The following is an 11,672-nucleotide window of genomic DNA, read 5'->3' as shown; positions in this document are numbered from 1 at the left end:
GGACGTCGCACATCGGATAGTTTGCCCCTTTACAGTGCGTTTTATCGCCAAATTCGTTAGGCTAGCAGCCATTTTTGCGACCGCTGCCCACAAGGAAGCGCCGCGCTAAACGGGTCGGTCCCATACGGATCGGCAGCATTTCCCTCTACCCATAAGGGAAATCCCTCTCTAAATTCCGATTCAGTAGTGTGGTTTCCTTAATGAAAGTGTTGAAAGGCCAGGACATCCTGGCGCTTGGTTTCATGACATTTGCCCTGTTCGTCGGGGCCGGCAACATCATCTTCCCGCCTATCGTCGGTTTGCAGTCCGGGCCTCATGTCTGGATGGCGGCGCTGGGCTTCTTGATCACGGCGGTCGGGCTGCCGGTCATCACGGTCGTCGCACTGGCCAAGGTGGGCGGGGCGATGGACGCCTTGAGCAGCCCGATCGGCAAAATCGCCGGCGGGTTGCTGGCGGCGGTGTGCTACCTGGCCGTTGGCCCGTTGTTCGCCACCCCCCGTACCGCCACCGTTTCGTTCGAAGTCGGCCTGGCGCCGTTGACCGGCGAAAGCCCGCTGGCGCTGTTCCTCTATAGCGCGGTGTATTTCCTGCTGGTGTTCTTCATCTCGCTCTACCCGGGCCGCCTGCTGGACACCGTCGGACGCTTTCTCGCGCCGCTGAAGATCATTGCCCTGGCCGTGCTCGGAATCGCCGCGTTTGCCTTGCCAGCGGGCGATATCGGTGTGGCCACACCTGAATACGTGGCAGCACCGTTCTCCCAGGGCTTCATCAATGGCTACCTGACCATGGATACCCTGGGCGCCTTGGTGTTCGGCATCGTCATCGTCAACGCGATCCGCTCCCGGGGCGTCGAGTCGCCGGCCTTGATTACTCGCTACGCGATCATCGCCGGGCTGATTGCCGGGGTGGGCCTGGCGCTGGTCTACGTCAGCCTGTTCCGCCTGGGTTCGGGCAGCCATGAAGTGGCCGCGGGCGCGACCAACGGCGCCGCCGTGCTGCATGCCTATGTGCAACACACCTTCGGCAGCCTGGGCAGCGGTTTCCTGGCGGTGCTGATCTCGCTGGCGTGCCTGGTGACTGCGGTCGGCTTGACCTGCGCTTGCGCCGAGTACTTCAGCCGCGTCCTGCCGCTGTCCTACAAGACCTTGGTCGTGATCCTGGCGGCCTTTTCGCTGCTGGTGTCCAACCTGGGCCTGACCAAGCTGATCGCCTTCTCGATTCCGGTCCTGACCGCGATCTACCCGCCGTGCATCGCCCTGGTGGCCCTGAGCTTCTGCAAGGACTTCTGGCACGAGCAGGGGCGCATCGTCGGCCCGGTGATGCTGGTGTCGTTCCTGTTTGGCTTGATCGATGCGCTCAAGGGTGCCGGGCTGGCGGATTGGATGCCGACGCAACTGGCCCACTTGCCGCTGAGCGAACAAGGCCTGGCCTGGCTGGTGCCTTCGGTGATGACCCTGGCGGTGGCGGTGGTGTGTGATCGCCTGCTGGGCAAGCGCAGCGAAGCGTTGGCCTGATCGGCTTCAAGCAGGCTCGCCGATATAACCGAAATGCCCCGTATCAATCGATACGGGGCATTTTTTTTGGGGGGCAGTGTCTTTTTCCGTGAGCTAACGTCGAAGCAATGTCTTGGAAGGCTTGCACAAAACCTTATGGTCGGCATTTCAAGGCAAGTCTGGCTTTAGACGTCATTTTTTAGACATACAGGAAATCGAATGTCCTTCATCCAAGCCAACCTGATCCATCTGCTTGCCGCCGCCTGGTTCATCATCTGCTGGGCGGGCTACACCCGTTACGCCACTTGGAAGGCCCGCGATACGGCCTGCCTGGCCAGTGTCATGCACCTGTACCGCGAAGACTGGATGCGCCGCATGCTGTTGCGTGAGAACCGCATCGCCGATGCCAGCGTGATCGGCAACCTGGAGCGCAACGCCTCATTCTTCGCTTCCAGTACGCTGATCATCCTGGCTGGTATCCTGACGGTGCTAGGGGCCTCGGATCGGGCGGTGTCGTTGCTGGCGGACATCCCCATGGTGCAGCAGGCTTCCCAGGGCATGGCGGAGGTCAAGTTGCTGTGCCTGGCACTGGTGTTCGTGTATGCGTTCTTCACGTTCAGTTGGTGCATGCGCCAATACAACTTCGCGGCAGTGCTGATTGGCTCGGCGCCAATGATCGGCGAGCGCCATGTGTCGGAACAGGAACGCAAGGCTTTTGCTCTAAGGGCGGCGCGAGTGATCTCCATGGCGGCCAACCAGTTCAACTTCGGCCTGCGAGCCTATTACTTTGGCATGACCATGTTGGCGTGGTTCGTCAGCCCCTGGTTATTCATGTTGATGAGTGCCGGCGTGGTGTTTGTGCTGTATCAGCGCGAGTTTCATTCCGATGTGCTGGACGTGATGGTCTATACCCCCACGGAAGCGCCAGTGCCCGAGGTTGGCAAGGAAGCGGCCTGACCGCTCGGCCGCTTTCCCGAATCACAGGTAAAAGAAAACCCGCACCAGGCGGGTTTTCTTTTACCGCTAAAACCGTATCAGTTGGTTTTAGGCGCTTCAGTAGCAGGGGCTTCTTTCGCGGCTGCTTCGTTCGATTCGGCCTGAGCTTTGGCGGCTTCGGCGTTTTCTTTCGCCGCCTCGTTCACTTTATCCTGTGCTTTGTTCATGTCTTGCTGAGCTTGCTCAGCGTGTTGGTTGGCATCTTGAGCTTTGTCCTCGGATTTTTTATCGCAGGCAGCGAGACCGAGGGAGGCGGCCAACATCAAGGCAATAGCAAAAGTCTTACGCATGGGGTGTTTCTCCTTATGGAAATAACTACTGGCCTTTTGAGCGCGCCCCCTCAGCTTAAGTTCCTCTTTTGCTACAGATATATAACTTTGCATGCTCGCGGAACTTTAGCGAACACGCCTGTTACCAGGCTTCTAAACAAACAAGGGCATTGATGGACATGGCTGAAGATCCCGTTTTTGAACGCGCGACGCGCTTTTTATCCGCCCTGCGGCATTGTCAGGTGCTGGGCTTGAAGTTGCACAGCGCCAGCGGTGACGGACTGACGCTCGTGCTGCCGTTCAGCCCGCAAATCGTTGGCAACCCCCTGACGGGCATCATCCATGGTGGCGCGTTGACGTCATTGATGGACACCGCGTGCGGCATGTCGACCTTGTGTGTGCTGCCGCAATTCGAAGTCTGTCCCACCCTCGACCTGCGCATCGACTACATGCACGCCGCAGAACCCCACAAGGACGTCTACGGCTTCGCTCAATGCTATCGGGTGACGCCGGACGTGATTTTCACACGGGGTTTCGCCTATCAGGACGACCCCGAGCAACCCATCGCCCATGTGGTGGGCACGTTCATGCGCCTGGGCCAGCATGCCAGGGGAATGGGCAAGGCCAGTCCGATAACCACCGTGGGCCAGCCATGACCGATACCATCCAGGAACAACTGCGCCGCGCCTGCGAGCAGGGCGACTACGCGCTACTGCTCGCCTCGATTCCCTATGCCCAACTCATCGGTGTCGAATGCGCGCGTCAGGGCGACGATTTGGTGTTTCGGCTGCCGGCCAACAAGGACAACATTGGTAACCCTTTATTGCCGGCCATCCATGGCGGAGTCATCGCCGGCTTCATGGAACTGGCCGCTGCGGTGCATCTGTTGATCGCCACCGGTACGCCAGGGGTGCCAAAGATCATCGACTTTTCCCTGGATTACCTGCGCACCGGGCAGTTTCGCGACACTTATGCCAAATGCCAGGTCTGGCGTCAGGGCCGGCGGGTCGCCAACGTCGCGATCACCGCTTGGCAAGACGTCGAGGCCGAACCCATCGCCACCGCCCGGGCGCATTTCAAGATCCAGGAGCCTCCAAAACCGGATCGCCCTTGAAATCATCCACGTTGCCCCCACCTTGAGGACATCCCGCCGCCAATCTCAGCGAGGCGGACACCACCATCCACTTGGAGTTTGATGACCATGAGCGTGGAAACTCAAAAGGAAACCCTGGGCTTCCAGACCGAGGTGAAGCAACTGCTGCACCTGATGATTCACTCGCTGTATTCGAATAAGGAAATCTTCCTTCGCGAGCTGATTTCGAACGCCTCTGACGCTGTCGACAAATTACGTTTCGAAGCCTTGTCCAAGCCTGAACTGCTGGAAGGCGGCGCTGAACTGAAAATCCGTGTGAGCTTCGACAAGGACGCGAAAACCGTCACCCTCGAAGACAACGGCATCGGCATGAGCCGCGAAGAGGTGATCACGCACCTGGGCACCATCGCCAAGTCCGGCACGGCCGACTTCATGAAGAACCTGTCCGGCGACCAGAAAAAAGATTCCCACCTGATCGGTCAGTTTGGCGTCGGTTTCTATTCGGCGTTCATCGTGGCCGACCAGGTCGAAGTGTTCAGCCGCCGTGCCGGCCTCGCTGCGAGCGAAGGCGTGCACTGGTCGTCCAAGGGCGAGGGCGAGTTCGAAGTCGCCACCGTCGACAAGGCTGATCGTGGTACCCGCATCGTGCTGCACCTCAAGTCCGGTGAAGACGAGTTCGCCGATGGCTGGCGCCTGCGCAACATCATCAAGAAGTACTCCGACCATATCGCGCTGCCGATCGAGCTGCCGAAGGAAGCCACCGCCGCGGAAGGCGAAGAAAAGCCTGAAGTGGAGTGGGAAACCGTCAATCGCGCCAGTGCCCTGTGGACCCGTCCGCGCACCGAGGTGAAGGACGAGGAATACCAGGAGTTCTACAAGCACATCGCCCACGATTACGAGAACCCGCTGAGCTGGAGCCATAACAAGGTCGAAGGCAAGCTGGAATACAACTCGCTGCTGTACGTGCCGGCCCGTGCGCCGTTCGACCTGTACCAGCGCGAAGCGCCACGCGGCCTGAAGCTGTACGTGCAGCGCGTCTTCGTGATGGACCAGGCCGAATCGTTCCTGCCGCTGTACCTGCGCTTCATCAAGGGTGTGGTGGACTCCAACGATTTGTCGCTGAACGTTTCGCGGGAAATCCTGCAGAAAGATCCGATCATCGATTCCATGAAGTCGGCACTGACCAAGCGCGTGCTCGACATGCTGGAAAAACTGGCGAAGAACGAACCCGAGCAGTACAAGAGCTTCTGGAAAAACTTCGGTCAGGTCATGAAGGAAGGCCCGGCCGAGGACTTCGGCAACAAAGAGAAAATCGCCGGCCTGCTGCGCTTTGCGTCGACCCAGGGTGACGATGGCGAGCAGATCGTTGGCCTGGCCGATTACCTGGCCCGCGCCAAGGAAGGCCAGGACAAGATCTACTACCTGACCGGTGAGACCTATGCACAGGTCAAGAACAGCCCGCACCTGGAAGTCTTCCGCAAGAAAGGCATCGAAGTGCTGCTGCTGACCGACCGCATCGACGAGTGGCTGATGAGCTACCTCAACGAATTCGACGGCAAGAGCTTCGTCGACGTCGCCCGGGGTGATCTGGACCTCGGCAACCTGGATTCGGAAGAAGACAAGAAAGCCGCTGAAGAAGTCGCCAAGAGCAAGGAAGGTCTGGTGGAGCGGATCAAGACCGCCCTGGGCGACGCCGTCAGCGAAGTGCGTGTCTCGCACCGCCTGACCGATTCCCCGGCGATCCTGGCCATCGGTGAGCAGGACCTGGGCCTGCAAATGCGCCAGATCCTCGAAGCCAGCGGCCAGAAAGTCCCGGACTCCAAGCCGATCTTCGAATTCAACCCGGCCCACCCGCTGGTGGAAAAACTCGACAACGAGCAGAGCGAAGAGCGTTTCGGCGATCTGTCGCACATCCTGTTTGACCAAGCGGCCCTGGCGGCCGGCGACAGCCTGAAGGACCCTGCGGCGTATGTGCGTCGCCTGAACAAGCTGTTGGTTGAACTGTCAGCTTAAACAAGTGCAGGAAAAACCCGCTTCGGCGGGTTTTTTCATTTCTGGTGTTCAGTCAAAAAGGAGTTCGTCATGAGTCAGGTTACGGTTCGTTCGCTGGTCTATCAGATCGATGGTCAAAGTTATGAAGGTCGCCTGGCCTTCGACGTCAACCAGCAGGGCCCGCGCCCGGGTTTGCTGATGGCGCCGAACTGGATGGGGGTCGGGGCGGGTGCCGAAGACATCGCCAAGTCGGTGGCGGCCAATGGTTATGTGGTGTTGATCGCCGACTTGTATGGGCAAACGGTTCGTCCAAGCAATGCCGATGAGGCGGGGGCGGCGATGATGCCCCTCAAGAACGATCGGGCGTTGTTGCGCAAGCGCATGCAGGCGGCGTTCGAGCAGTTGCAGAGCCAGCGCGAAGCTGAGGTCGACACGACGAAGCTGGCCACGTTCGGCTTCTGCTTCGGCGGTTGCTGTTCACTGGAGTTGGCGCGCACAGGCGCACCGCTCAAGGCCGCGATTTCCTTCCACGGCACCTTGGATACCCCAAACCCGGCCGATGCGCAGAACATCAAGGGCGCGGTGCTGGTGATGCATGGCGCCTCCGACCCGTTGGTGCCGAAAGAGCAATTACCGGCCTTTGAAGACGAAATGAACGCCGCCGGGGTGGATTGGCAACTGCTGAGCTACGGCGGTGCGGTGCACTCGTTCACCGACCCGCAGGCCAATGTGCCGGGCAAGATGATGTACGACGCCAAGGTCGCCGGACGGGCGTTCCGCTCGATGCATAATTTGTTGGATGAGGTGTTCAAGGGCTGAATGCTTCAAGTAAAACCTGTGGCGAGGGAGCTTGCTCCCGCTGGGCTGCGCAGCGGCCCCTCTGTTTCTGCGGTTGCTGCGCAACCGAGCGGGAGCAAGCTCCCTCGCCACAGGGGTGTTGTGAAGCCATAGGGGTGTTGTGAAGCTAGGGCAACTCGATCCGCTCGCTTTCCCCCGGCACCGTCGGCCAGTCCCCAGCCGCCCAGCGCTGGCGGGCTTCATCGATGCGGGCCGGGTCGCTGGAAACGAAATTCCAGTTCATTCGCCGCGGCCCATCCAGCGGCGCGCCGCCGAACAGCACCGCATGGCAATCGCTGTCGGCAAACAATGTCATTTCTTCCCCGGCCGGCAATATCACCAGGGAATGGGCTTCTACTGGTTCGCCATCCAATAACGCCTCGCCGCTCAGCACATACAGGGCCCGTTCTTCATGCTCGGTGGGAATCAGCAAGGTCGTTGCGGTCTGCAGGTTCAACTCGGCGTACAGCGTTGGCGACAGCACCGGCACCGGCGATTCCAGGCAAAAGCCTGACCCGGCGATCATGCGGATGCCGACCCCCAGGTTCTCACTGACCGGCAGGCTATGGGCCGGGTGATGGCTGTAGTGCCCCGGACCCTGTTCGTGGGACTTGGGCGAGGCCAGCCAGACTTGCAACCCGTGCATGACAAAAGCACTGCCCAGCAATGACTCAGGCGTGCGCTCGACATGGGCGATGGCACTGCCGGCGGTCATCCAGCTGACGTCGCCGGCGTCCACCACCTGGTCGGAGCCCAGGCTGTCCTTGTGCTGGAGTTGGCCTTCGAACAGGTAGGTGAGGGTAGACAGGCCAATGTGTGGGTGCTGGCGGATGTTCATGCCTTTGCCGGCCGGGTAAGTGGTTTGCAGCATGTGATCGAAAAACACGAAAGGCCCGACGCTGCGGCATTTGGCGGACGGCAGCGGGCGAAGGATCGGCTGGCCTTCGACGTCTTCGGCGCGGGGGCGAACGGTCAGGGGAGTGGTCATGTTGTCTTCCAGGTTGAACAACGGTTGCCCGAAGCATAACCCGCCGCCGGCGGACGCGGCAGATGCACCTTGAACCCAGGCGGGACGGCGAGGGTCTACGCTGTTCATGGCTTCTGGAGATTGCCTGTGCCTTTGACCCGTTTGATCCTTGCCTGGCTGCTGGTCGTTTCGAGCAGCGGCGCCATGGCCCGCGAGTATGCCTACAGCGATGCGCACCTGCATTACGTCGACTTCTTCCAGGAAACCGCCGGCATGCCCAAGCTGCTCCAGGCGATGGCGGACAATCGCATTGAGCATGTGATGATTTCCGGTGTTCCGGTGGCCAAGAAATGGCATGAGGACGAACCCAAGCGTCCGCGTTATTACGCCGGTGACGACGCGGATGCCTATTGGTACAGCGCCACCGACGTGATTGTCGCGGCGGCGGTGAGCAAGCTGACCGACGAACAACGCCAGCACTTTCATCCTTTCCTGTCGGGCTTCAATCCCAACGACAAGAACTCCGCCGCCCATATCCAGCGCATGCTCGATCTCTACCCGGGGTTGTGGCAAGGCATCGGCGAGGTCTTCACCCGCCATGACGACCTGACGGCGCTGACCTCGGGCGACACCCCGCGAGCCAACAACGAAGCCATGACCCGGATCTATCATCTGGCGGCCGAGAACGACCTGCCGGTGATGCTGCATTCCAACATCACGTCCAAGCGTGAGAGAAATCCGCTGTACCTGGCCGAAATCGAGGAGCCGTTACGCAACCACCCGCATACACGCTTCATCTGGGCCCATGCGGGCACCAGCATGGAAATCCACCGCCACCAGACCCGCTTGGAGTTTCTGTTGCCGACCCTGACCCGCCTGCTCGAGGCCTACCCCAATTTGTACATAGACCTGTCCTGGAGCGTGCTCACGCCGTACTTGCTGGACGAGACGGGCAAACCCCGGGACGAGTGGTTAAAGCTGGTAGAGCGTTTTCCTGAGCGCTTCATGGTGGGGTCGGATGTGGTCGGGCGTTTCAACAAGTTGGGCAAGGAGTTGCGCAGCTTCGATCCGTTCCTCGATGCCTTGCCGGAAGACGTGGCGAGGAAAGTGGCGCGGGATAACTTCCTTTCGGTATTACCGCGCTCAGTGGCCCGATAAGCCCGCTTTTGTGGCGAGGGCGCTTGCTCCCGCTGGGCCTGTAGGAGCTGTCGAGCGGAGCGAGGCTGCGATCTTTTCCCGGTCACTTGAGTCTCAAGCGAAAGATCAAAAGATCGCAGGCTTCGCCAGCTCCTACAGAGTCGAGCGGGAGCAAGCGCCCTCGCCACAGGCCAACCCTATTCCCGGGCCATAGCTGGCCTGGCGAACATCGCTTTGTCATCAGCCTGTCACTCCCGCGTCATACCCTCGCGCTCATCTCAATCAAGGAGCGCACTATGCACCTCACCCGTTCAAGCGCACTGGTCGCGCTGTTGTTGACCTGCGGCCTGGCACAGGCCGAAGTCCGTGTCGAAGGCCCGGTGGAATATGGCGTCTTCGAAGGGCCGCAAGCCGAGCTGCAATCGGGAGAGCGGGTCCTGCGGCGCAGCAACGAGCAGATTCGCCAGACCGAGAGCGTACCGGCGAAGCTGGGCACCAAGTTCGGCATGCGCTATCAATTGGCCGGCAAGGTCGCAGACGACCAGCCGTTGACCCTGTTGTACTTCACCCCCGGTATCCGCACCCCCGATGGCGTGCGCCACGACAAGTTCGAGGTGATCCAGAAAGTGGTGCCCGGCGCGCCTCAGGACGTCATGGCCTACGAGTTCACCGAAAGCCACGAAGTGGTGCCGGGGGAGTGGCGGTTCATGGTGTTCCAGGGGGATCGGCTGCTGACGCAGCAGCGGTTTGTCGTGCGCTGAATTGGAGTCAACTGCGGGAGCGAGCCTGTGTGGGAGGGAGGTCAGAAAAACCTGTGGGAGCGAGCGTGCTCGCGAAGGCGGACTGACATTCAACACTGTCATTGACTGTCGAACCGCTATCGCGAGCAAGCTCGCTCCCACAAGGGCATACCCACAGAACTTTTTAATGTGAGCAGGCAAAAAAAACGCCCCGAACCAGTCGGGGCGTTTTTTTGTCGGCTCCTGTAGGAGCTGGCGAAGCCTGCGATCTTTCGCTTTAAAAGATCGCAGCCTGCGGCAGCTCCTACGCGCCCTGCCAGCGCTTCATCACCAGGGTGGCGTTGGTGCCACCGAAGCCGAAGCTGTTGCTCATCACGGTATTGATGGTGGCGTTTTCGCGAGTCTTGGTCAGGATGGGCAGGTCGGCCACTTCCGGGTCCAGCTCGTCGATGTTGGCGGAACCGGCCATGAAGTTGCCTTCCATCATCAGCATGCAGTAGATCGCTTCGTGAACGCCGGCGGCGCCCAGGGAGTGACCCGACAGGCTCTTGGTGGAGCTGATGGCCGGGGCCTTGTCGCCGAACACTTCGCGCACACCTTTCATTTCCGCGACGTCGCCGACCGGGGTCGAGGTGCCGTGGGTGTTCAGGTAGTCGATCGGTGCATCGACGGTGGACATGGCCATCTGCATGCAACGCACGGCACCTTCGCCGCTTGGCGCGACCATGTCGTAGCCGTCGGACGTGGCGCCGTAGCCGACGATTTCCGCGTAGATCTTCGCGCCACGGGCCAGGGCGTGTTCCAGCTCCTCGACCACGACCATGCCGCCGCCGCCAGCGATGACGAAGCCGTCACGGTCGGCATCGTAGGCACGGGAAGCTTTTTCCGGGGTGTCGTTGCGCTTGCTGGACAGGGCGCCCATGGCGTCGAACAGGAACGACTGGCTCCAATGTTCTTCTTCACCGCCGCCGGCGAATACGATGTCCTGCTTGCCCATCTGGATCTGCTCGACAGCGGTACCAATGCAGTGGGCACTGGTGGCGCAAGCGGAGGAGATCGAGTAGTTCAGGCCCTTGATCTTGAACGGCGTGGCCAGGCAGGCCGAAACGGTGCTGCCCATGGTCCGCGTGACGCGGTACGGGCCGACGCGCTTGACGCCTTTTTCGCGCAGGATGTCCAGCGCTTCCATCTGGTTCAAGGTGGAGGCGCCACCGGAGCCGGCGATCAGGCCGGTGCGTACGTTGGAAACCTGCTCTTCGGTCAGGCCGGAGTCAGCGATGGCGTCCTTCATGGCCAGGTAGGCGTAGGCCGCCGCATGGCCGACGAAACGGTAGATCTTGCGATCGATCAGTTCTTCGAGGTTGAGGTCAATGGAGCCGGAAACCTGGCTACGCAGACCCATTTCGGCATATTCCGGATTGAACCGGATGCCAGGGCGACTTGCACGCAGGTTAGCGGAGACGGTCTCTTTGTCATTGCCCAGGCACGAAACGATGCCCAGACCAGTGATAACGACGCGGCGCATGCGGATAACCCTTAGAAGTTGTCAGTGGAGGTGAAAACGCCGACCCGGAGGCCTTCGGCGGTGTAGATCTCGCGACCATCCACGGCAACCGAACCATCGGCAATGGCCATGTTCAGCTTGCCCTTGAGGACGCGTTTGATATGAATGTTATAGGTGATTTTCTTGGCGGTCGGGAGGACCTGACCAAAGAACTTCACTTCGCCCGAACCCAGGGCGCGACCGCGCCCCGGCAGGCCTTGCCAGCCGAGGAAGAAACCGACCAGTTGCCACATGGCGTCCAGGCCCAGGCAGCCTGGCATCACCGGGTCACCTTCGAAGTGGCAGGCGAAGAACCACAGGTCCGGAGTGATATCCAGCTCGGCGACCAATTCACCTTTGCCGTACTTGCCACCCTCTTCGCTGATATGGGTGATGCGATCCACCATCAGCATGTTCGGGGCGGGCAGTTGCGCGTTACCTGGGCCGAACAGCTCACCGCGACTGCAGCGCAGCAGGTCTTCCCGGGTAAAGGCGTTTTGTTTGGTCATGCGAGCTCCTCAATAGTCCCATGCGGCAGGGTGGGGCAAATCTTCCCGGCCGATCGAAGCGTTCATGCCTCGAATCGACAGCCTACTCATAGACTA

General features: G+C 60.5%; 12 protein-coding genes. 8 read left to right on the top strand and 4 right to left on the bottom strand.

Going from position 1 to position 11,672, the window contains the following annotated elements; genetic code table 11:
- Nucleotides 1-200 precede the first annotated feature (200 nt).
- Together brnQ and AD659_RS18825 are read left to right on the top strand one after the other, a co-directional pair.
- Nucleotides 201-1,514: a branched-chain amino acid transport system II carrier protein gene (gene brnQ / locus AD659_RS18830; protein ID WP_053123957.1), complete on the top strand. Its 1,314-nt coding sequence runs from the start codon at nt 201-203 to the stop codon at nt 1,512-1,514.
- A gap of 198 nt (nt 1,515-1,712) precedes the next feature.
- Nucleotides 1,713-2,450, top strand: coding sequence for a DUF599 domain-containing protein (locus tag AD659_RS18825; RefSeq protein ID WP_014339579.1), 738 nt, complete (start codon nt 1,713-1,715; stop codon nt 2,448-2,450).
- Between the two features lie 77 nt (nt 2,451-2,527).
- Here the strand turns inward: AD659_RS18825 and AD659_RS18820 are convergent, their stop codons facing one another.
- On the bottom strand, nt 2,528-2,779 hold the full coding sequence (locus tag AD659_RS18820; protein WP_053123955.1) for a hypothetical protein: 252 nt from the start codon (nt 2,777-2,779) through the stop codon (nt 2,528-2,530).
- A 158-nt stretch (nt 2,780-2,937) separates the two neighbouring features.
- Here AD659_RS18820 and AD659_RS18815 point away from each other — a divergent pair, with 158 nt between their 5' ends.
- From AD659_RS18815 to AD659_RS18800, 4 genes are all read left to right on the top strand, one after another.
- Nucleotides 2,938-3,414 (top strand): PaaI family thioesterase, encoded by a 477-nt coding sequence (locus tag AD659_RS18815; protein ID WP_053124205.1) that lies wholly within the window; start codon nt 2,938-2,940, stop codon nt 3,412-3,414.
- Nucleotides 3,411-3,872 (top strand): PaaI family thioesterase, encoded by a 462-nt coding sequence (locus tag AD659_RS18810; protein ID WP_053123952.1) that lies wholly within the window; start codon nt 3,411-3,413, stop codon nt 3,870-3,872. Before AD659_RS18815 ends, AD659_RS18810 begins: the two co-directional genes overlap by 4 nt.
- 87 nt (nt 3,873-3,959) lie before the next feature.
- Nucleotides 3,960-5,864: a molecular chaperone HtpG gene (htpG, locus tag AD659_RS18805; protein WP_053124203.1), complete on the top strand. Its 1,905-nt coding sequence runs from the start codon at nt 3,960-3,962 to the stop codon at nt 5,862-5,864.
- 69 nt (nt 5,865-5,933) lie between these two features.
- Nucleotides 5,934-6,662 carry a dienelactone hydrolase family protein gene (locus tag AD659_RS18800; RefSeq protein WP_053123949.1) on the top strand — a complete coding sequence of 243 codons (729 nt, stop codon included), beginning with the start codon at nt 5,934-5,936 and terminating at the stop codon, nt 6,660-6,662.
- A gap of 145 nt (nt 6,663-6,807) precedes the next feature.
- Here the strand turns inward: AD659_RS18800 and AD659_RS18795 are convergent, their stop codons facing one another.
- Nucleotides 6,808-7,668 carry a pirin family protein gene (locus tag AD659_RS18795; protein ID WP_053124201.1) on the bottom strand — a complete coding sequence of 287 codons (861 nt, stop codon included), beginning with the start codon at nt 7,666-7,668 and terminating at the stop codon, nt 6,808-6,810.
- A gap of 120 nt (nt 7,669-7,788) precedes the next feature.
- Between AD659_RS18795 and AD659_RS18790 the strand changes: the two genes are divergently transcribed.
- Together AD659_RS18790 and AD659_RS18785 are read left to right on the top strand one after the other, a co-directional pair.
- Complete coding sequence (locus AD659_RS18790) at nt 7,789-8,805, top strand: amidohydrolase family protein (RefSeq protein ID WP_162277309.1); 1,017 nt, start codon at nt 7,789-7,791, stop codon at nt 8,803-8,805.
- A 275-nt stretch (nt 8,806-9,080) separates the two neighbouring features.
- Nucleotides 9,081-9,545 (top strand): DUF3859 domain-containing protein, encoded by a 465-nt coding sequence (locus AD659_RS18785; RefSeq protein ID WP_053123946.1) that lies wholly within the window; start codon nt 9,081-9,083, stop codon nt 9,543-9,545.
- Between the two features lie 283 nt (nt 9,546-9,828).
- Here AD659_RS18785 and fabB read toward each other — a convergent pair whose 3' ends face one another.
- Nucleotides 9,829-11,049, bottom strand: coding sequence for a beta-ketoacyl-ACP synthase I (gene fabB, locus AD659_RS18780; RefSeq protein ID WP_053123944.1), 1,221 nt, complete (start codon nt 11,047-11,049; stop codon nt 9,829-9,831).
- An 11-nt stretch (nt 11,050-11,060) separates the two neighbouring features.
- Entirely contained in the window at nt 11,061-11,576 is a 516-nt protein-coding gene (gene fabA, locus AD659_RS18775) for a 3-hydroxyacyl-[acyl-carrier-protein] dehydratase FabA (RefSeq protein ID WP_003204400.1), read from the bottom strand.
- Nucleotides 11,577-11,672: the final 96 nt, after the last annotated feature.

Source organism: Pseudomonas thivervalensis, from assembly GCF_001269655.1.
Taxonomy (GTDB): Bacteria; Pseudomonadota; Gammaproteobacteria; order Pseudomonadales; family Pseudomonadaceae; genus Aquipseudomonas; species Aquipseudomonas thivervalensis.
Note: the sequence above shows the minus strand (reverse complement) of the source record. Positions and strands in the feature narration are given on the sequence as shown.